General features: G+C 64.0%; 24 protein-coding genes. 17 read left to right on the top strand and 7 right to left on the bottom strand.

Annotation, left to right across the window (positions count from 1 at the left end; all coding sequences use genetic code 11):
• The first annotated feature begins 50 nt into the window (after window positions 1-50).
• From ON00_RS02580 to ON00_RS02540, 8 genes are all read left to right on the top strand, one after another.
• On the top strand, window positions 51-446 hold the full coding sequence (locus ON00_RS02580) for a hypothetical protein (protein WP_010402992.1): 396 nt from the start codon (window positions 51-53) through the stop codon (window positions 444-446).
• Window positions 443-2296 carry a glycosyl hydrolase family 28-related protein gene (locus ON00_RS20050; protein WP_083834047.1) on the top strand — a complete coding sequence of 618 codons (1854 nt, stop codon included), beginning with the start codon at window positions 443-445 and terminating at the stop codon, window positions 2294-2296. Before ON00_RS02580 ends, ON00_RS20050 begins: the two co-directional genes overlap by 4 nt.
• A gap of 75 nt (window positions 2297-2371) precedes the next feature.
• Window positions 2372-2665 (top strand): hypothetical protein, encoded by a 294-nt coding sequence (locus ON00_RS02565; RefSeq protein WP_010402989.1) that lies wholly within the window; start codon window positions 2372-2374, stop codon window positions 2663-2665.
• Window positions 2666-2695: 30 nt separating this feature from the next.
• Window positions 2696-2977, top strand: coding sequence for a DUF7940 domain-containing protein (locus ON00_RS02560; protein ID WP_010402988.1), 282 nt, complete (start codon window positions 2696-2698; stop codon window positions 2975-2977).
• Window positions 2967-3581, top strand: coding sequence for a glycoside hydrolase family 108 protein (locus ON00_RS02555; protein WP_010402987.1), 615 nt, complete (start codon window positions 2967-2969; stop codon window positions 3579-3581). Before ON00_RS02560 ends, ON00_RS02555 begins: the two co-directional genes overlap by 11 nt.
• Window positions 3578-4060, top strand: coding sequence for a hypothetical protein (locus ON00_RS02550; protein WP_010402985.1), 483 nt, complete (start codon window positions 3578-3580; stop codon window positions 4058-4060). The genes ON00_RS02555 and ON00_RS02550 overlap by 4 nt, the downstream gene beginning before the upstream one ends.
• Entirely contained in the window at window positions 3990-4223 is a 234-nt protein-coding gene (locus ON00_RS02545; RefSeq protein ID WP_010402983.1) for a hypothetical protein, read from the top strand. Before ON00_RS02550 ends, ON00_RS02545 begins: the two co-directional genes overlap by 71 nt.
• 340 nt (window positions 4224-4563) lie before the next feature.
• Window positions 4564-5352, top strand: a complete 789-nt coding sequence (locus tag ON00_RS02540; RefSeq protein WP_029622367.1) for a DNA adenine methylase — start codon at window positions 4564-4566, stop codon at window positions 5350-5352.
• 129 nt (window positions 5353-5481) lie between these two features.
• Here the strand turns inward: ON00_RS02540 and ON00_RS02535 are convergent, their stop codons facing one another.
• From ON00_RS02535 to ON00_RS02525, 3 genes are read right to left on the bottom strand one after another with little or no spacing between them, the layout of a single operon-like run.
• Complete coding sequence (locus ON00_RS02535; protein ID WP_029622366.1) at window positions 5482-5682, bottom strand: hypothetical protein; 201 nt, start codon at window positions 5680-5682, stop codon at window positions 5482-5484.
• Window positions 5683-5717: 35 nt separating this feature from the next.
• Window positions 5718-6074, bottom strand: coding sequence for a hypothetical protein (locus ON00_RS02530; RefSeq protein ID WP_029622365.1), 357 nt, complete (start codon window positions 6072-6074; stop codon window positions 5718-5720).
• Window positions 6071-6490 (bottom strand): hypothetical protein, encoded by a 420-nt coding sequence (locus tag ON00_RS02525; protein WP_010402977.1) that lies wholly within the window; start codon window positions 6488-6490, stop codon window positions 6071-6073. The genes ON00_RS02530 and ON00_RS02525 overlap by 4 nt, the downstream gene beginning before the upstream one ends.
• 29 nt (window positions 6491-6519) lie before the next feature.
• Here ON00_RS02525 and ON00_RS02520 point away from each other — a divergent pair, with 29 nt between their 5' ends.
• Window positions 6520-7707 carry a tyrosine-type recombinase/integrase gene (locus ON00_RS02520; RefSeq protein ID WP_010402976.1) on the top strand — a complete coding sequence of 396 codons (1188 nt, stop codon included), beginning with the start codon at window positions 6520-6522 and terminating at the stop codon, window positions 7705-7707.
• Window positions 7708-7947: 240 nt separating this feature from the next.
• Here the strand turns inward: ON00_RS02520 and ON00_RS02515 are convergent, their stop codons facing one another.
• The gene (locus ON00_RS02515; RefSeq protein ID WP_211207100.1) at window positions 7948-8733 is read right to left on the bottom strand and encodes a hypothetical protein; all 786 of its coding nucleotides are present in this window, start codon (window positions 8731-8733) and stop codon (window positions 7948-7950) included.
• A 333-nt stretch (window positions 8734-9066) separates the two neighbouring features.
• Here ON00_RS02515 and ON00_RS02510 point away from each other — a divergent pair, with 333 nt between their 5' ends.
• Both ON00_RS02510 and trxB read left to right on the top strand, forming a co-directional pair.
• Window positions 9067-9447 (top strand): VOC family protein, encoded by a 381-nt coding sequence (locus ON00_RS02510; protein WP_010402974.1) that lies wholly within the window; start codon window positions 9067-9069, stop codon window positions 9445-9447.
• A gap of 103 nt (window positions 9448-9550) precedes the next feature.
• Window positions 9551-10516, top strand: a complete 966-nt coding sequence (trxB, locus tag ON00_RS02505; RefSeq protein WP_010402973.1) for a thioredoxin-disulfide reductase — start codon at window positions 9551-9553, stop codon at window positions 10514-10516.
• A gap of 3 nt (window positions 10517-10519) precedes the next feature.
• Here the strand turns inward: trxB and ON00_RS02500 are convergent, their stop codons facing one another.
• Genes ON00_RS02500 through ON00_RS02490 form a run of 3 tightly spaced genes read right to left on the bottom strand, consistent with a single transcriptional unit; the run spans window position 10520 to window position 12327 of the window.
• The gene (locus ON00_RS02500; RefSeq protein ID WP_010402970.1) at window positions 10520-11314 is read right to left on the bottom strand and encodes a hydrolase 1, exosortase A system-associated; all 795 of its coding nucleotides are present in this window, start codon (window positions 11312-11314) and stop codon (window positions 10520-10522) included.
• Entirely contained in the window at window positions 11302-12036 is a 735-nt protein-coding gene (locus ON00_RS02495) for a hypothetical protein (RefSeq protein WP_029622364.1), read from the bottom strand. The genes ON00_RS02500 and ON00_RS02495 overlap by 13 nt, the downstream gene beginning before the upstream one ends.
• Before the next feature lie 18 nt (window positions 12037-12054).
• Window positions 12055-12327 (bottom strand): acyl carrier protein, encoded by a 273-nt coding sequence (locus tag ON00_RS02490; RefSeq protein WP_029622363.1) that lies wholly within the window; start codon window positions 12325-12327, stop codon window positions 12055-12057.
• Window positions 12328-12441: 114 nt separating this feature from the next.
• Here ON00_RS02490 and ON00_RS02485 point away from each other — a divergent pair, with 114 nt between their 5' ends.
• From ON00_RS02485 to ON00_RS02460, 6 genes are all read left to right on the top strand, one after another.
• Window positions 12442-13941, top strand: a complete 1500-nt coding sequence (locus ON00_RS02485; protein WP_010402965.1) for an AMP-binding protein — start codon at window positions 12442-12444, stop codon at window positions 13939-13941.
• Entirely contained in the window at window positions 13938-15170 is a 1233-nt protein-coding gene (locus tag ON00_RS02480) for a pyridoxal-dependent decarboxylase, exosortase A system-associated (protein WP_010402964.1), read from the top strand. Before ON00_RS02485 ends, ON00_RS02480 begins: the two co-directional genes overlap by 4 nt.
• A gap of 105 nt (window positions 15171-15275) precedes the next feature.
• Window positions 15276-15920 carry an XrtA/PEP-CTERM system exopolysaccharide export protein gene (locus tag ON00_RS02475; protein WP_010402963.1) on the top strand — a complete coding sequence of 215 codons (645 nt, stop codon included), beginning with the start codon at window positions 15276-15278 and terminating at the stop codon, window positions 15918-15920.
• A gap of 14 nt (window positions 15921-15934) precedes the next feature.
• Complete coding sequence (locus ON00_RS02470; protein ID WP_010402962.1) at window positions 15935-17449, top strand: XrtA system polysaccharide chain length determinant; 1515 nt, start codon at window positions 15935-15937, stop codon at window positions 17447-17449.
• Window positions 17446-18399: a P-loop NTPase family protein gene (locus tag ON00_RS02465; protein ID WP_010402961.1), complete on the top strand. Its 954-nt coding sequence runs from the start codon at window positions 17446-17448 to the stop codon at window positions 18397-18399. Before ON00_RS02470 ends, ON00_RS02465 begins: the two co-directional genes overlap by 4 nt.
• Entirely contained in the window at window positions 18396-20012 is a 1617-nt protein-coding gene (locus ON00_RS02460) for a hypothetical protein (RefSeq protein WP_010402960.1), read from the top strand. Before ON00_RS02465 ends, ON00_RS02460 begins: the two co-directional genes overlap by 4 nt.
• Window positions 20013-20021 lie beyond the last annotated feature (9 nt).

The following is a 20021-nucleotide window of genomic DNA, read 5'->3' as shown; positions in this document are numbered from 1 at the left end:
CGAGTTCGTCAACGCGCGCTTTGTTGCCCGCTAGTCTCCTGGAGAAACCGATGACCATTCTTCGCGATGTCGTCGCTGCTCGCAACCGCGCGTTCGGAACAACGCTCGAGCTCGATTATGCTGGGCCGCCATTGTCGCTCGAGGGAGCCAGGATTAGCCTGCAGGTGAGGCTGTATGCGGGGGCACCGGGCGCTCCTCTGGCCGCTGATGAGAATGTTTCGTTCGTTGACGGCGTCAACCCGGACGATCCTGGGCGCAGAATCCTTGCCATCTCGCCCGACATTGCGAGGGCAACGCTGGCGGCGATGCCAACCGGGCTCAACCAACCCGAGTTCGGCGAGGCCGACCGCTTCGAATACGAAATTACACTGACTTATGCAGATGGTGACCAAGACACTCTGTGGATTGGCGCTTTCTTCTTGACGCCTGGAGTAGACCGGACATGAAATTTACGGCAATTCGGGATCGCTCAATCGGGCTCCGCGGCCCCAGCTTTGGCGATATTGCTCGGGCGACCGGCGCGTTCGGAGCGGCCCCCACTGACACCGATGCCACCGTCCTCAACAGGTTCGCCGACCATGCGATCACACAAAACCCCGGCTTCCAGAGCACGATTCCCGGCCCAGCCGACAACACCTACACTGACCTGGCATTGTTCCGGGCATCCGACGTAACGCGTAGCGTTGCGTCGCTGACCCGTATCCCCGGCATTCCCGACGCCCGGTATTATTTCAAAACCGACAGCCCTCCTTATCTGGAAAACCTGCCCTTTGTCATTAAGGCTGATAGCACCCCGCTTTCTGTAGGCGCGTGGGTTCGGCAAGGTGGTAGTTCGATCAACTTCCAGCAGGCGTCATCCTCCCACGACCGCGATCTTGAGGATAAAGCGCGCGAATTTGTCTCGGTGACCGATTTCGGTGCGATCGGAGATGGAGTAACCGACAGCACAGCAGCTTTTGCTAAATGCCGCGCTTATGCGCTTACCAATAAAAAAGCCATTTTTGTCCCCGCCGGCGATTACCGCGCTTGGTTTGAGCCGTTCGAACAAGATAATATCTGCATTTTCGGACAAGGGTCTTCAAGTACGAAGATCATGCTACCGGATGGCGCTACGCACACGCTGCAAGTCGATGGAGGCCCGAGCGCCGCATCGGGGCCTCCCTGTATCATCGACTTCGGACATATCGGAAAGGGCAACGAAGCTACAGGATTTAGTAGTGGATACGTCGCTGGATTGACGCTCGACGGAAACGCTGGGGCAACACCTATTCCTACCTCTGACTTATTTGGCTGGGGTATCGCATTCACGAAATACAGCAACGTCGTCTATCAAGATGTCGTGGTGGTAAACTGCCACTGTGGCGGCATAGGGACATTTATTGATTCTAACGGTCACCTCGGGAGAGTTACCGTTATTTCTTGTGGTAATTCTACGATTGAGGGCGCAACGCGCCCCGGTTTCGATGTAAACTCTTCGAAAAATTCGCGGTGGGAGGTCGTGTCAAGGTTGTGCGCCTATGGAGGGAGGCTTTTGGATAATTGTAATAACGCCAAGTTGAATTTGACTGTCGAAGAAGCAACACGCTCTGGCTTTATTTACAACAACCAGACGATCAACGCATCGGATAATCTGGACGTCGAAGTGACGGTGCGCGGTGGTTGTGCTGACTATGGTATATCTGTCGGCGCGAACTGTTCCAGCTCCCGTTTCCACGCGAACATCGCAAATATCATGGGCGTTGGGGTTCGCGAAGTCGGGCAGGATCGTGTGACGGCAGCGGCCCTGCGTCAGCGTGGTAACCACTATCTCGTCATTACCAAAAACTGTGGTCAGCAATCTGCAATCATCGAGGGTGACGATGGCATCTGGACCGTGCTCTCCACCAATGACGGACGGGCGGGAAGCGTCGGGGCGAATTTTGCGGTCGATATCGTCGGCGACCGGAATACCGTCACTGCCAGCATCACGGATAATGCGGTACCTGCCCAAGTCCGTGGATTGGTGCTGCGGAGCGGTGCGACAGACAACGTCATCATTGGCTACCGCGAGACCGGTACGGTCCAGCCTTATAACGATTTTGGCACGCGCACCCTCATTTTGGGCTATGCGCCGAGTGGTTGGTCAAGCGGTACTGGCACCCCGAATACTGGCGCGTTCGCGGCTTATTCTGGGACCACGATAGCTGCTGCTTATAGTCAAGCCCAGGTGCAGGCACTCTCGGATGCTGTGCGTGATGTGTCTCAAAGAGCGTTGGCGCTCGAGCAAGCGGCTCGTCGTGCCGGAGTGATTTCGTAGCTGGGGCAACTTCGGCCTGACAGCAACCGCCACGACCTGCACGTCCTAGCTTCACTCTGTCCTTCGGGAACCGCAATGCACGATATCGACTACACCGGCCCGCAGGGCGGGGCGCTGGCGCTTGCCTTCGGTGCGGGGGCGACGTTCGCCACGGCGGCCCTGATGACGGTTGGTACATTTATCTGGCGCGTCTTCGGCGATGCGCGGATCAAGCAGCTCGAGAAAGAGCGCGACGAGACCGAGGAAAAGCACCGGCTCGAGATCGCGGGCCTCAACAATCGCATCGTCCAGCTCGAAACGATCCTGCTGACCTATGGGCCGCCGCTGCTACGCCGCGAATTGCAGGCGGCAATGGCCAACACGCCCTAACTCCACGGCCTTACCTTCGAAAGGAATCCGATGACGCTGCTCGCAAAGTGGCGCGCCTGGTTGTGCGCGCGTCTCATCGATGACTGGCACCGCGCCTATACCTTCTCCTCGATCCGGCTTGCCGCGATCGGCGCACTGATCGAGGCGTTCGTGCAGGCCTTTCCCGGCACCGCGTCCGACATCTGGAATGCGATGCCGCAGGATCTGCGCGCATTGCTCCCGGCGTGGCTGACCGGATCGTTCCCGATCCTGTTGCTGGTCGCGATCGCCGTCGCGCGCATCACCCGCAAGGTGCCGACCGATGGCCAGTGATGCCGCCGCCCGGCAGCCGGTCGGCAAAGCGAAACTTGCGGCGGTCATCGTCGCAATGATCTCCGGCGTGATCGCGATCGAGGGCGGCTATGTCGATCACTCGGCCGATCCGGGCGGCGAAACCAATATGGGCATCACGCGACGGACGGCGACGCAGAGCGGCTATACCGGCCCGATGCGCACGCTGCCGCGCGCCGTCGCTGAGAGCATCTATTACGATCGCTATCTGGTGCAGCCGGGCTATGCCGCGCTGGTGCCGGTCGACGCGGCCGTCACCGAGGAATTGTTCGATACCACGGTCAATATGGGGCCCGCGCGCCCTTCGACCTGGTTTCAGCAATCGATCAACGCGCTGTGCGGCACGCAGCTGACCGTCGATGGTCGCGTTGGGCCCGGGACGATCGCCGCCTATCGCGCCTGCCAGGCGCGGCGCGGTGCCGGTGCGCTCTGCATCGCCACGCTCGACGCGCTCGATCGCCAGCAGAGCGCCGAATATGTCCGCCTTGTTCGCGCCAATCCGAAGCTGGGCGTGTTCCTCAAAGGCTGGCTTGCGCAGCGCATCGGCAATGTCGATCGCCGCAAATGTCGGGGAGCGCGCGCATGACGATCGTGACGCAGGTCGAGCAACTGGCCGAGGACGCCTTGCCGCAGGTGCGCGCCGCCAACTGGGTTTTCCGGGTGATATTCGGTGTCGTCGTCGCCGTGGCGATCGGCGCGGCCTTCTGGGGGATCCTGATCCGCCCTGGACAGATGGCGGTGAAGGTCGCCCAATCCAAGGTCGACACTTCGCTGGCGCAGGCCAGCGGCGACATTGCCACCGGTGCAATCCCGCAAATCAACGACGCCGCCCGGCAAAAGGTCGAGGTGGACGTGCAGGTCCAGAAAGGACAGATCGATGTTCGACAAGCGCCCGATGCAGGCGTGGCGGTGCATGGCGTCGCTGATGCTCTGCGTCGCAATCTCTGCCTGTATGACGACCTCTACCGTGCTGACCCAGGCTGCCAGCCCGTGCATGAAGATCCTGCTGGCGTCGGGCCTGCTGGATCCGACGCCGGGGGCGCAACTGGCGCTGATCGACGGTAGCGCGGGTGGCGACGGTGCGTTCGGCCTCGCGCAGACGGGGCAGCTCGTGAAGGCAAACATCGACAAGCGCACGGCCAAGGCGATCGGCACGTCGTGCGACGCCCAGTGGTCCGCTGCCCTCAAGGCTGCGCGACCGCGCAAGCGCTTCCTAGGGTTGTTCTGACCGGTCGACGCGTGGCATAGTGGGCCTGCCGCTCTGAGCTTAGCCGTTAGGAGTGGCCCGCGCGCGCGGTTTGAACGCAGGCACCGGTTCGCCGGGTGGCCTGCAAACTAAAAGACCCTTCGGGGGAATATGCAGGGCGTGGTTCCCTGTGTTCCTGCGCGGCTAACCACCCGGTTCGGGTCGGTTGGCCGCGTAGGAATCGCTTACAGCTTTTGCGGCCAGTGGTCGTTCCATCATCCTGGTGCCGATATCATCGGCCAGGTGCTCGCCGATCGCGCCGATCGGCGGCTTACCAGCGCGCGTAGCCGACGTGCTTCTTTCCCCAAAGGACGAAGCCTGAATGAATGCGTCAATCGCTGTTCGCCCACCCCCGCCCTATCTCGGAGGTAAGCGCAACCTCGCTAAGCGGCTCGTCGCTATGATCGCCGACACCCCCCACCGAACGTACGTTGAGCCCTTTGTCGGTATGGGCGGCGTGTTTCTCCGCCGGCCTGCTGCCGCAGCTGTTGAGGTCATCAACGACTTATCCGGCGACGTCGCCAACTTGTTCCGGGTCGTGCGACGCCATTATGAGCCGTTCGTTGCCGAGCTCCGCTGGTTGATCGCCAGTCGGACAGAATTCGAGCGGCAGCGTGCGCTGGATCCTCGGCTGCTCACCGATATCGAGCGCGCGGTCCGCTTCCTCTACCTGCAGCGCCTAGCATTTGGCGGGCGCGTCGTTGGCCGGACGTTCGGCGTGCGCCGCGACCAGGATTCGCGGTTCAACCTCGCCGCGCTGCGCGCCGAGCTCAAACTGCTGCGCGACCGTCTTGCATCCGTCACGATCGAGCAGCTGGACTATGCCGATCTGATCCGGCGGTATGACGGCCCGGCCACGCTGTTCTTCCTCGATCCGCCCTATGACGAGACGACAGGTTATGGGATCGAGTTCGGCCGCGATAATTATCTCGCGATGGCTGAGCAACTCGCCGACATCTCGGGTCGGTTCATTCTGTCGATCAACGATACGCCCTTCATCCGCCAAGCTTTCGCCCGCTTCGCGATCGCCGAGGTGGAGACGACCTGGTCGTTGTCGTCAGCGGCGGCCGGCCGTGGCAAGAAGGTGACGGAACTGATCATCCGCAATTGATCGTGCGGGTATCGGGCTTTTGAGAGTGGGTATCATACCCGTTCTCGATCCCGAAACCCGCAGTTTTCTGCGGGCCGTAGCAACCGGGGCGGAGGGTGCCTCCGGCCGCTCACACATTAAATTATGTGTCTATCCTTTCCTTATGAGCCGCCGACGCCGTTGATCCAAGCGACCAGCCTGCTCGAGCAGTTGCTGCGCGAGCACCGTCTCGCCAATGCCTTCGTCGCTGACCTCATCGGCCGCGCAACGCAGCGCATAGGCGGCTTTGTAAAGCTGCCATGCTCTCGGGCCACCTAGCCGCAACGATCTGCGCAGCACCTCAGATTTCATCTTTCGCATCGTGGGTGCCTCCGTTGCTTCGGCGATTAAGCAGCGCTTTCAACGTCTGGCCGCTGGTGAAGCGGCACCATGCCGTTGTTCCGCCACCGCGCCTGTTCGCCCGCGCAATGTTCGCGCGCCGAAGCGATCACCACCGCCAGATCCGTGCCGTATATGGCGAATGAGCTGACCGAACCGCACGGATAGACGATCACCTCGACCAAACGGTTCGTGGTGATCGCGTTCGTTTTCGCTGGGGGATCCGTCCAGTCCTCGTCGTCAATCTCGCCGTCGGCGACTAACTGGGCGACCGTATCAAAGTTCGAACGATGATTATTCATCATGACGGTGCACTCGAACGCGTGCTCTTCCAGCCAGGCGAGGTCCTCGGCCACAGTGCTCACGGCAGATACGCGAAATTAGAAAAGCGCCAAGCCATGTCGTTCTCACTGATCGGCGGCGGCGGTTCGGTCGACATCGCCTTTTCGATTAGCTCGAGCTCGTCCCGAATCGCTTGAATTTTCCGCGTCCACCACGCTTCGATCCACGTGTGATCGAATAGGGTTGCGCCCTTAGGGTTCGTCCCACCGCGTTCCATCGGGTTTCGGTCAGGCGTCATCACCACGACCTTGATGTCGGCCTTCCCCATCTCTTTCAACTTACGCTCGAGCCGCATCCTTTCGCGCGGGGCGATGACGACAATGACGTCGCCAGCGCGCGCGCGCTGCAGCAACCCTTCAGTTCGGCCGGACCGCCGGCTCGATTGCTCAAACACTATCCGCGCCATCGTCATGGCCGCGCCGAGCCCATGATCTTCCATCGCAAAACTCCAGTCTCCAGGAGCATCATATGCTAACCAACGCTGCGGTGCTAGCCGCGCAGCCGAAGCCGCGCGCCTATAAGAGGACGGATGGGCAGGGGCTCTATCTCCATGTCGCGCCCACCGGCACCAAATCCTTCCGGATGCGCTATCGCGACCAGGACGGGCGCGAGCAGACGTTGACCTTTGGCGCGATCTCGCTTGCCGAAGCTCGCGCCAGGCGCGACGTGGCGCGCGCGGCGATTGCGCGCGGCGAGGATCCTCGGCCGGACGCGTCCGCCGTCACCAGCTTTGAGGGCGCGGCGCGGGCGTGGCATGCGCATCGCGCGTTGGGCTGGTCGCCGGTGCACGCCGTCGACGTGATCGAAAGCCTCGAGCGCGACGCGTTCGCCGCGATCGGCGCGATCGCGCTTGGATCGATCACACGGCCCATGGTGCTCGATGTGCTCGAGCGCGTCGAGGCGCGCGGCGCGATCGAGACGGCGCGGCGGTTGCGCCAGCGGATCGAGGCGGTGTTCGAGTTCGCGCGCGCCAAGGGCTGGACGTCGATCGACAATCCGGCCGACGTCCGCGAAGCGCTCGCGGCCGCGCCAGCAAGCGGCCGCCAGGCCGCGCTGGTCGAGGTTGCCGAGCTGCGCGCGCTCGTCGCCAAAGTCGACGCGCTCGATGCCGCGCCGATCCTGCGACAGGCGTCGCGCTTCCTGGCGCTGACCGCCGTGCGCCTGGCGGCGCTGCGCGGCATGGAATGGTGCGAAGTCGAGGACCTCGAAGGCGATGCGCCGATCTGGCGCGTGCCGGCGGCGCGGATGAAACTCGGTGCGGCAAATAAGCGCGACCCCGCCAATGATCATATCGTGCCGCTTTCCGCGCCCGCCGCTGCGATTTTGCGCGCGGTGCGCGCGAGAATGGCGGTGCCGGGCGAACCATCGAGCTTCGTCTTTCCCGGGCGGGCTGGCGCTCAACCAATTGGTGCCGGCGCGATCGGCGAGCTCTATGTCCGCGCGGGCTTCGGTGGCCGCCACGTCCCACATGGCTGGCGCGCCAGTTTCTCCACCGTCATGAACGAGCGGCGGCCGGAATGTCGCGCCGATATCGACCGCACGCTAGGCCACGTACCAAAGGACATGAAAAAGGTGGAGCGCGCCTATAACCGCGCCGAACATCTCTCGGCGCGTCGCGCGTTGCTTGAGGAATGGGCCGAGGTCCTGATCGGATAATCGTCGTCGGTCTCGAGGATCGCGCCCTTTCCGACCGCGCACAACGCGCCACGCTCCGGGGGCAGGGTGGCACGGTTCGTGCTCTCCCCACTCGATAGCACAAAAGCCCGACAGCCAAGCTAGGCGGTCGGGTTACGGCTGTTCTGGCGCTTTCAGCGCGGGGTGGGGATCAAATTAACGCGTCGCGCAGCGACTCCTTTAAATCTAAAACCTGTAGAGCCAGTGGGCTCCGCCAGAATGTCACCCCGGTATGGTTGCGCGAGCCCATTCGGTGGCAAATGCGATGGCCCTCGCTTCTTCGCTTTCGTAGGTCGCGACTGGATGCATGTGTGCGGCTGCCTCGGCGGCCTTGGCGCGCGCCCAGCCGATGGGGTTCAGCAGCGCCGGGATGCGGCAGTGCGGCCTGTCACGCTTCACCAGCGGCCGCCGGACGCGTGGCTTGCCCTTTTCGCGATCGAGCCACTTTGCCTTGATCCGCGCATGCACCGTGTCGAAGATCTCTTTCACCCACGGCACCAGGTTGGCGGGAGAAAACCAGTACAGATCCGAGATCTGGATATGCTGCTCTACCCCCGGCGCTTTGCCGAGGCCGGTGGGGATCGAGCGATGGACGAATGAGATTAAGCCGAGCGATTCCAGGACCGGTTTCACGCGCTGCCATTGGCGCATGCAAAAGATGCCGTGCTTGGCGATCTGACTGTTCGCCAGGTCGTTTGTCCCGGTGAAATGATCGAAGCCGTGTTTAGGGTTGAAGAGCGTCCGCATGGCGGCTTCGCCGACTCTGGTGATGATGCCCTGGCCGTAGCGCGTGGTCTGTGCGGTCGTTCGGCGCACCTCGGTGACCGTCTCCAGGAGCGCCTGGCGCATCATTTCCGAGCTCTCGAAGGAGCCGTCGTCACCTAGAGGGGCATGCTTCTTCGCCTCTGCGCTGTCGATGTCGAAGGTTCTGCGATGGATGCGGTTCACGCCGCGCTCGTTTTTGCGGACGCGGGTCGGCCCGCTTTTTGATGTTCTGGAACGATGCATCGTTCGGCCCCCAGGCTCGAAATCAAAGGACGCACAAAACCGTCGCCAGAAGCGCACTCGCTTCGACGCCGAACGTGCGGAGGATGTGGCTGGACGGTGGTCCGGCTACGGGGGGCCTCGCGGTAGGCTGGGGGCGGTGGCCGGCCGCCTAGGGGGGCGTGGCGGCCTCAGGTCATTATGGAGCGCGCGGGGTGATTACGTTGGTAGCGGTCCTTCGCTACCACTCGCGACCAGATCTGCACCGATCTACGGTTTCCCAGCCCGAACGAATGCGCTAGCGGCCGACGTGACGCCGCCGATCAAGCGCGGCGCAGCCTGGAAGAGGGAGCAGCTATGTTCAGTCACGTCATGGTCGGATCGAATGATCTGGAAGCCTCGCGCACATTTTACGACGCGACGCTCGGCGCGCTCGGCGCGCGGCACGGTTCCGACAATAATGGTCGTATTTTCTACATGCACAATGGCAGCATGTTCCTGGTCACCAAGCCCATTAACGGCGAGCCAGCGTGCCACGCCAATGGCGGGACGATCGGTTTCGCCGCACAGTCGCCCGAGCAAGTCGATGCGTGGCACGCGGCCGGCATCGCGGCGGGCGGCACGCCGATCGAGGAGGACCCCGGCATCCGCGATGGTGGGGTGGTGAAGCTGTATCTGGCCTATCTGCGCGATCCGGCTGGCAACAAACTGTGCGCCATGTACCGGATTCCGGCCTGATCGATCTGGCGGCGGGCCTCTTGCGCGCCGCCGCCTACCCACCATGTTGCCAGTCGGCCTGTCGCTGCCCTAGAGGCGGCGGGCCGACAGGACGAAAGCGACCATGACCACCCACACGACACGCATGTTGATTCTGGGCTCCGGCCCGGCCGGTCTTTCCGCAGCCATCTATGGCGCGCGGGCCGGGATGAAGCCGATCCTTGTTCAGGGCATTCAGCCCGGCGGCCAGTTGATGACCACCACCGATGTGGAAAATTATCCCGGTTTCGCCGACGTCATCCAGGGCCCCTGGCTGATGGAGCAGATGCAGAAGCAGGCCGAGCATGTCGGCACCACGCTGATGTATGACACGGTGGTGGAGGTCGATTTCAGCCAGCGCCCGTTCCGCCTGGTCGGCGATAGCGGCGATATTTACGAAGGCGATGTGCTCATCATCGCGACGGGGGCACAGGCCAAATGGCTTGGGCTCGACAGCGAAGAGGCGCTGAAGGGCAAGGGCGTCAGCGCTTGCGCCACCTGTGACGGCTTTTTCTATCGCGGCAAGAAGGTCGCGGTGATCGGCGGTGGCAACACTGCGGTTGAGGAAGCTTTATACCTCACCAACCATTCGCCCGACGTGACGCTGATCCATCGTCGTGATTCGCTGCGCGCCGAGAAGATCCTTCAGGAGCGGCTGTTCGCGCACAAGGGCATCACGGTGCTGTGGAACAAGGAAGTCGATTCCTTTGTCGATGGCGGCGGCACCAGCGGCCTCGTCGCGCTCGAACTGATCGATACCGTCACCGGCGAACGGTCACGGCTTGATACGGAGGGCGGTTTCGTCGCGATCGGCCATCATCCGGCGACCGAATTGTTCCGTGGGCATTTGAAGCTCGATGCCGATCATTACATCTGGGTCGAGACCGGCTCGACCCGCACCAGCGTGCCCGGTGTGTTCGCGTGCGGCGATGTGATGGACAAGGTGTATCGCCAGGCCGTGACGGCGGCAGGCACGGGCTGCATGGCGGCACTGGACGCCGAGCGTTTCCTGGCCGAGGCCGAGTTCGAAATGGCCGAGGCGGCGGAGTAAGGTTCAGCCCGCCTCTGGCAGGCGAGACAGGGCGGCAACGATCTGCTGTTCGAGCCACTCGGCATCCTGGGGATGGGCGAAGCTGTGACTGTCGGTTTCACAGAACAGCATTTGCAACGTGCCTTGGTGCGCGCGCGCGGCGTCCGCAAAGGCGAGGGCGGTATTGTCGCGGCGCGCCAGCAGGATCGTTGCGCGACCGCCCCAGGTCGCTAACGCGTCGAGCAGCTCCGTCGCGAGGGGCGTGCTTCCCTTCGGCACATTGTGAAAAACCTTGTTCAATCCCTTGAATAGGTTTTTCAAATTGACCTGCCCTTGGAGCAGCCTGAGCCACTCGCGTGGGTTTCTGAGCTTGGCCGCATAGCGCGCGCGGATCGCGGCGGCGGGGGGAAGGGCGTCATCCTGTTCGATCAGCCACGGATTGGCGAGGATCAGCGTCTCGATTGCAGCCTCCGCTCCGAACAGGGCCAGGGCCGTTGCCGCATCGCAATTGCCGAATGCCACGAGCCGTTCGATCCCGGATAGGGCGCGGAAGGCGGCGGCGGCGCTGGCGATATCGGGGCCTGAAGTGCGGAACCCGCCATTCTCGCCGGTCGAATCGCCGATGCCGCGACGGTCGAAGCGGAACACCGGCACCCCGTGCGCGGCGAGGCGCTGGGCGAGTAGCGCCATGCCGCGATGCGCGCCGATGCGGATTTCATTGCCGCCCGACACGATCAACAAGCCGGTCTCGCCGGCGGCTGTATCCAGCGTGCCGAACAGCGTCTCGCCCGCGCAATCGAAGGTGGTTACCGTTCGCATGTCGCGATCCAGTCGGCGATGTCGTCGGCGAGCAACCGAGCCAGCGTGACGTCATTGCCGGGCTCGGCGCGGCGCCACAGCGCCGTGCCCGGAACATGGCGATCGGCAGGGGCTGGATCGCTGTCGAGACGCACGATGCGCACCGGGCCGCCATCTGCGGGCGTCCACGGGGCATAGACGGATAGGTCGGTCAGCAGCGCGGTGGAGATCAGGTTCCCGGCGATTTCGACCGGAGGGTCGGGGTGATCTGCCGGTGCCTGGAGGTCGAAATACCAGTCCGCATCCGACAGCCTGATATGCGGCTGCGACGCCTGCTTGATCCGCTTCAGGTCGCGCAAGACAGATGGGCCGTCCTGCGGTGCGAAATGCCAGCGCCCGTCGAGCAAGGCGAGCTTGTCGAGCAGCGCGCCACTGCGCAAGGCCACGCCATAAAGCCTGCGATTGGCGTTCCAGGCCTCTTTGGTCGCGCAATCGAACCCATCGGCAATGTCGAGGATGCCGCAGTTTTCCAGCGGCACCAGGCTCTCGCCCTGGCCGGGAAGGTCGGGCAATACCGTTGCTACCCCGCGCGCCGCCAGCGCCCGGCAAATGGCGACCGCAAAGCCACGCACGCGATTGGCGTCTTCGAACAAAGGCAGGGCGACCGCGACGAGCGGCCCTTGATCGGGCCCGAAGCGCAGCATGGCCTCCCGACCGCCGCTTGCCTGATACGAGGCGATCAAGCGGCGCTCATCGAATTGCTAGCGGCGCGTCTTGGTGGCGACGAACCGGACCAGCGCGCCGTAGCTTTCCAGCATCTCGCCATCGATTTCGTCATCCTCGATCAGGATGCCCAGCCGCTCTTCGATTTCGGTCAGCAGCCCGGCCACCGCCATCGAATCCAGCTCGGGCATCGCCCCGAACAGCGGCGTGTCGGCATCTAGCGCTGCCGCACGGGTCTCGCTCAGGCCCAGCACATCGCGCAGGGTTGAACGGAGCGTGGCATCGATACGATCGTAATCTTCAGAAATCACTGCGAGCCCCAAATGGTGGGTTATGGTGCGCTGCGATAGAGACTGGGCGGTCCGCTGCCAAGAGCGGCCCGACAACTCCTCTTCACAGCCGGGCGGTGGCGGCTATCAAGAGGCATGATCGCGCTCGACCCCACAGCACGCCCCATCGACACGCTGCCGCTGAGAGGACGCGCAGCGGATCCGGCTTTGGTCGACCGGCACGGCACGCTCGATTTTGCCGGGCTGGAGCGGTTGACCGGGCAAGTGGCGGCATGGCTGGCCGGGCAGGGGTACCCGCCGGGCGCGCGGGTGGCGAGCTGGTTGCCCAAGACGCGGTTGGCCTGCGTGCTACCCATGGCGGCCCCGCGCGCCGGTCTGGTGCATGTGCCGATCAACCCGATGCTCAAGCGCGCACAGGTCGCGCATATCCTGGCGGATAGCGGCGCGGTCGCACTGGTGACGCAGGCGGGGCGGAGTGCGACGCTGGAACAAGGTGATCTTTCAGAGGATTGCGCCCTTTTCCTGGAAGAAAGCATAAGCCTTGAGGCGGCGCTGCCTGCCAGCAATGCCGATCCGGACACACTCGCGGCGATCCTCTATACCTCCGGATCGACCGGGCGGCCCAAGGGCGTGATGCTCAGCCATGCCAATCTCTGGCTGGGCGCGATCAGCGTCGCGCACTATTTGAAGCTTACCTCTGTGGACCGGGTGCTCGGCGTGCTGCCGCTCAGTTTCGATTATGGACAGAACCAGCTCTTCTCGACCTGGGCCGCCGGGGCAAGCTACGCGCCGCTCGATTATCTGACCGCCAAGGACGTGGTGAAGGCCGTCGATCGCCTCGCGCCCACCACAGTGGCTGGCGTCCCGCCTTTGTGGGTGCAAGTGCTTGAGGCCGAGTGGCCACAAGATACAGCAAATCGTTTGAAACGTTTGACGAATTCGGGGGGCGCGTTGACCGCACCGCTCGTTGCGGGGTTGCGCGCGCGCTTTCCGCAAGCCGATCTGTATCCGATGTACGGGCTGACCGAGGCGTTCCGCTCGACCTATCTCGCGCCCGAGTTGGTCGCGGCCCATCCCGACTCGATCGGCCGCGCGATTCCCTTTGCCGAGATCATGGTCGTGCGATCGGATGGCACTGCAGCGGCGGCGGGGGAGCCGGGCGAGCTCGTCCATGCCGGGCCATTGGTCGCGCAAGGCTATTGGCAGGATGCCGCACGGACCGCTGAGCGCTTCCGTCCGGCACCCGCCTGGTCCCGATCGGGCGGCATGGCAGTGTGGTCGGGCGATACCGTGGTGCGCGATGGCGACGGCCTGCTCCGCTTCGTCGGGCGCGATGATGAGATGATCAAGAGCGCGGGCAACCGCATCAGCCCGACCGAGATCGAGGAAGCCGTGGTCGCGGGCGGCGAAACGGCGGAGGCGGTGGCGCTGGGCGTGCCCGATCCGCGCCTTGGGCAAGCGATCATCGTGGTCGCGCGCGGGGACGGCACGCAAGAGGCCGCTTTGCGCGCGCGGCTGCGGCGCGATTTGCCAAGTTTCCAGCAGCCTGCACGCTATGCATGGCGCACCGAGCTACCGCGCAACGCCAATGGCAAGCTCGATCGCGCGGCGCTGAAAGCGGAGATGACGTCATGAAGCCGATGGGCACGATTCCGGCGGATTTCGAGATCACGCCGCTGCGGATTGGCGGGCAGGAGGCGGCGCATTGGGCCGCAATGGTCGGCGACACTCCCTTGTTCGTCTACGACATGGCGGTGGTGCAGGCCCGCATTCAGCGGTTTCGCGCGGCCTTCCCCACGATCGACCTGCATTATGCGATCAAGGCCAATCCGTTCGCGCCGCTGCTCGCTGCGATCGCGCCATTGGTCGATGGGCTGGATGTCGCGTCGGGGGGCGAATTGGCGATGGCGCTGCCGGTGAAGCCGGGTGCGCGGATCAGCTTTGCCGGGCCGGGCAAGCGCGATGACGAACTGGAGTTTGCAATCCGCTCGGGCGCGACGATCAATCTTGAATCTTCCGGTGAAGCGGCGCGCGCGCTGGCGATCGGCGAGCGGCATGGCGTCACGCCGCGGCTTGCGATCCGGGTGAACCCGGAGATCGAATTGCGCGGATCGGGGATGCGCATGGGCGGGCGTGCGTCGCCTTTCGGTATCGATGCCGATCGTGCCGCCGCTGTGGCCAGGCACGTGATCGACGCCGGAGCGGACTGGCGCGGTTTCCACATCTTTGCCGGATCGCAGGCGCTCGATCCCCGCGCGATCATCGAAACACAGGCCGAAACGCTGGCGCTCGCGGGGCGGCTGGCCGACGCGGTTGGCGTCATGCCGCCGCTGGTCAATCTCGGCGGCGGCTTTGGCATTCCGTATTTCCCGGGCGAGACGCCGCTCGACGTGCAGGCGATCGGCGACGCGCTGGCAGAAGCGCTGGGCAAGCGCGCACTGATCCTCGCGGATACGCGGTTCGCGATCGAGCTGGGGCGCTGGCTGGTGGGCGAGGCGGGCGTGTATCTGACGCGCGTGGTCGATCGCAAGGAAAGCCGGGGCGAAACCTTCCTCGTTACCGATGGCGGCATGAACCACCAGCTTGCCGCCTCCGGGAATCTCGGCACGGTGGTGAAGCGCAATTATCCCGTCGCGATCGCCACTGCTGCCCCCGATGCCCCGACCGAAACCGTCAGTGTCGTCGGGCCCTTATGCACCCCGCTCGACCGATTGGCGGACCGCGTCACGCTGCCGGTCGCCGATGTCGGCGACCTCGTCGCGGTGTTCATGGCGGGCGCTTATGGCCTGTCGGCCAGCCCCACTGCGTTTCTGGGCCATCCCCTGCCGCGCGAGCTGCTGGTGGGCCAAAGCGAGCATTCCTAACGCAATTTTCACCTCTTTCGTCTCATAGCGGCACGATAGCCGTGAACCTGCCCCCTGCGCGTCAGACGTGACGCCATCGGCAGTACCTCGCGGCGGGAGGTAGAGATGGCACGGTTTTTCAAATCTTTCCGCGGGTTGCTGGGTGTTGGCGTCGCGGCGTTGACGCTCGGATCGTGCGTTGGCGGGGGCCGTTCGGAACTGCCGCAGGCATCGTTCGTGGCGACGCAGGAGCAGCCGGGCGAGGAATATGTCATCGGCCCGCTCGACCAGCTCAGCATCTTCGTCTGGCGCAATCCCGAACTGTCGGCGAAGGTCCAGGTGCGGCCGGATGGACGGATCACCACGCCGCTGATCAGCGACATGCCCGCCGTCGGCAAGACGCCGCGGATGCTCGCCGACGACATGAAGATCGCGCTCGGCGAATATATCAAGGATCCGATCGTCTCGGTCATCGTCGAAAATTTCTCGGGTACGTTCAGCCAGCAAGTGCGCATCGTCGGCGCGACCGCCAAGCCCGCTTCGATTCCCTATCGCGCCAATATGACGCTGCTCGACGCGATGATCTCGGTCGGCGGGCTCAGCGAATATGCGGCGGGCAACCGCGCGAAGCTGGTTCGTTACAATCGCGAAACCGGCAAGCAGGTCGAATATAACATCAAGCTGTCGAGCTTGCTCAAGGATGGCGACAGCCGCGCCAACGTCCGGCTTGAGCCGGGGGATGTGATCATCATCCCGCAGAGCATGTTCTGAGCACGGACCGGCGGATGAACGGCTTGCTCGATGAAATACGGGTCGCGCTCCATACGATCTGGATGCGCCGGTGGATCGCGCTGGCGGTTGCCTGGGGCATTGCTGTGCTCGGCTGGGCGGTGGTCGCGCAAATTCCCAACAGCTATGAATCGCGCGCCCGCGTGTCCGTGCAGATGAACACGATCCTGCCCAACGCAGTCGGCATCACCCCTGCCGACCAGCAGAAGGACATGGACATGATCCGCCAGACGCTGACCAGCGCGGTCAGCCTGGAGAAGGTGGTGCGCGGCACTGACCTTGCGAATACGGTAAAGACCGATCGCGATGTGGCCGATCGCGTCGCGGGCCTGGCCAAGGCGATCAAGATCACCGCGCAGCAGGACAATCTGTTCGAAATCGTCGCGACCGGCTCCAGCCCCAAGGTTACCCGGCAAGTCGTGCAGAAGCTGATCGACCTGTTTGTCGAACAGAATCTGTCGGGTGACCGTGACGAGACGAGCACGAGCCTCAGATTCCTCGATGCCCAGCTCGAGCAACGCCAGAAGCAACTCGCCGATGCCGACGCCAAGCGCGCCGATTTCCAGAACCACTATCTCGGCAGCTTGCCGGGTAGCGGATCGCTGACCGATCGCATGGGGGCCGCCCGGACCGCGATGGCGCAAGTCGAGAGCGACCTTGCCGCTGCGCAATCCAGCCTGGCGGCGGTGAACGGCCAGATGGCGGGTGTTCCCGCCAGCGTCGCCGGGGCCACGAGCGCGGCGGGTGTCGGCCCGGCGCGGGCGCGGCTCAATGCGATCCAGGGTCAGCTCGCCGATGTGCGCGCACGGGGCTATACCGAGAACCATCCCGACGTGATCGCGCTGCGCAGCCAATTGGCCGCCGCGCAAGCCGCCGCGCGCGGCGAACCCGTATCGGCTGGGGCCGCGTCCGCCACCAATCCGGCGTATCTTTCGTTGCGGTCGATTCAGGCGGACAAGCAGGCCCAGGTCGCCGCGCTGAACGCACGCAGGGCGCAACTCCAGCGCGATCTCGATACGATCACCGCAAAGCTTGCGGGGGATCCCGGCGTGGCCGCGCAGCAATCCAAGATCGACAATGATTATCAGGTGCTGAAGGACGGCTATGCCAAGCTGCTGGCCGATCGCGAAGCGATCAAGCTGCGCGGACAAGCGCAAAGCCAGACCGATTCGATCAAGTTCAGCGTCATCGATCCGCCAACGGCGCCCCGCGTTCCGACTGCGCCGAACCGGCCCCTGTTGCTGACCGGCGTGCTGATCGCAGCGCTTGGCGGCGGCGTGGCGGCGGCGTTTGTGCTCGGGCAGTTGAAGACCACCTTCGCCACCGCCGCCCGGCTCGAAAAGGCAACCGGAATGCCCGTGCTCGGCTCGATTGGCGAGCTGGTCACCGCCGCACAGACAGCCGCGCGGCGGCGGATGTTGGTCTATTATGGCGGCGGTGTTGCCGGGCTTGGCGTAGCCTATGTGGCGCTGCTGGGCGTGGAAATGCTGCAGCGGGGGTTGGCGGCATGAGCGACCTGACGCCCCGCAAAGTTCGCCCGTCGCTGCTGGAACGCGCTGCTGCGACCTATGATTTCAAGGCGGACGCACGCGCGCCCTATGCTTTGCCAGCGGTCGATCATCCGACCCCGGCGATCGGCGCTGCACAGCCGCGCGCCGATCTGCCCCCTGCGCAGCCAAAGCCCGCGCGACCGGTTGCCCGGCAGGGGCATCTTGCGGGTGCCGCCACGATCGACCGCGTGATGTTGGCTGAGCGCGGTTTGCTCGTGCCCGGGGCTGCGGTCGGGGCGCTGGCGGAGGAGTTCCGCCTGGTAAAGCGGCAATTGCTGGCGACCGCGCGCAGCGTGAGCAAGAGCGATGCCGAGCTTTCGCGCCTGCTGCTGGTCAGCTCGGCGCGGCCGAATGACGGTAAAACCTATTGCGCGGTCAACCTCGCGCTTTCGCTGGCGGCCGAGCGCGACCTCGAAGTGCTGCTGATCGACGCGGACTTCGCCAAGCCCGATGTGATGGCGCAATTCGGCCTCGCCGAACAGGCGGGGCTGTTGGATGCGCTTGCCGACCCGAGCATCGATGTCGAAGCCTGTGTCGTGCGGACGGACATTCCCCATCTGAGCTTGCTGCCATGTGGCACGCGAACGCCGGCTGATACTGAACTCGTCGCCAGCGCGCGCACCGGAACGTTGATCACGCAGCTGCTCACTGCCGATCCCAAACGCCTGCTGATTTTCGATTCTCCGCCCGTGCTCGCGGCATCGCCGGCAAGCGTGCTGGCGGCGCAGGTCGGGCAGATCATGCTCGTCGTCCGCGCCGACCGCACCAGCGAAAGCGATCTGCGCGCGGCGATAAACCTGCTCGATTCGTGCGAGCATATTCAGCTTCTCCTCAACGCCGTGGCGCTGACGCCCGGCGGACGCCGCTTCGGCGATTATTATGGATATGGCCAGGAAGAGGACGCCCTATGACGCGCCCGATCTCATCTTTGTCCCGTGCGCTCGGCGCAGGGATCATCGCCGTGCTTGCGACCGCACCCGCGCATGCGGAAGAGCGCAAGCGCTCGATCACGCCCTATATCGAAATCGGGCAAGTCGTTACCGCTGACCTCAAGAATGACGATGTGCTGACCTATTCGACGGTCGCCGCTGGGGTCGATGCGTCGGTCCAGACCCAGCGCACGCAGCTCCAGGTGAGCTACCGCTACGAGCGGCGCTTTTCGTATAGCAAGAAGGTCGGCGACGACGATGTGCATAGCGGCCTGGCCCGGGCGACCGTGCGTGTCGCCCCCGGCGTGACGCTGGAAGGCGGCGCGATTGCCACACGAGTCCGCTCCGACATTCGCGGTGCGGCTCCGGGCAATCTGGCCGGGAATGTCGACAATATCAGCCAGGTCTATTCGGCCTATGTCGGCCCGACGGTCGCCAGCCATCTCGGCCCGGTCGGCGTAGCGGCAAGCTATCGCTTCGGTTTCACCAAGGCCGAAGCGCCGGGGACGACCGGGGTTGCCCCAGGTAGCCCGAAGCTCGACGTGTTCGACACCTCGCAGAGCCATGTCTTCAACGCGAGCGCCGGCGTGAAAGCGGGGGCGGTGCTGCCGGTCGGCGTCAATGTTTCGGCGGGCTATGAGCGCGATACCGCAGGGCAGCTCGATCAGAAATATGAAAGCAAGGTGGCGCGGGGCGATCTCGTCCTGCCGGTTCTGCCCACGCTCGCGGTGACGGGCGGTGCAGGCTATGAAAAGATCACGGTCAGCCAGAAGGATCCGTTGAAGGACGCGAATGGGGTGCCGGTCACCGACAGTCGCGGCCGCTTCCAGACCGATCCCGCATCGCCGACGCGCATCGCCTATCAGACCGACGGGCTGATCTATGATGCTGGTGTCATCTGGCGGCCAAGCCCGCGCACCACGCTGCAGGCAAGGGCAGGGCGGCGTTATGGTGGGATGACCTATACCGGCTCGTTCAGCTATGCCGCGTCCAAATCGATCGGCATTCAGGTCGGCGTGTACGACAGCGTCGACACCTTCGGGCGGCAATTGCGCGAGGGCATCTCGAACTTGCCGACCAGCTTCATCGATCAACGCGATGCCTTTGCGCAGCAATTCAGCGGCTGCACCTTTGGCACCAGCAGCGCGGCGGCGGGCGGGTGCCTGAACGGTGTGTTCCAGTCGATCTCGACCTCGGCGTATCGCGCGCGCGGTGTCGACGCGGTCATTGCCGCGAAGCGCGGCGCGCTCAGCTTCGGGATTGGCGGAGGCTATGCCCAGCGGCGCTTTTACGCTCCCAGCGGCACCGGCTTCAGCATCGACGGCGTGACCGACGACAGCTATTACGCGCAGGCCTATGTCAGTGCCCCGATCGATCGCAATTCGGGCGTGAGTGGTAACGTCTTCGCCAATTATTACGAAAGCGGCATTTCGGCTGCCCCCGGTGTCTTCAGTACGGGAGCCACCGCTCTGTATTACCATAACTTTGGCCGTATCGCGACGACGGCATCGGCGGGCCTGTATTCCTTCACCCAAAAAGGTACGGAGGACCAGTTGACGGCGCAGGGCCAAGTTGGGGTGCGGTATCAATTCTGAAACGCATCG

The organism is Sphingomonas echinoides ATCC 14820 (genome assembly GCF_000241465.1).
GTDB lineage: Bacteria > Pseudomonadota > Alphaproteobacteria > Sphingomonadales > Sphingomonadaceae > Sphingomonas > Sphingomonas echinoides.
This window is presented reverse-complemented; position numbering and strand designations above follow the sequence as displayed.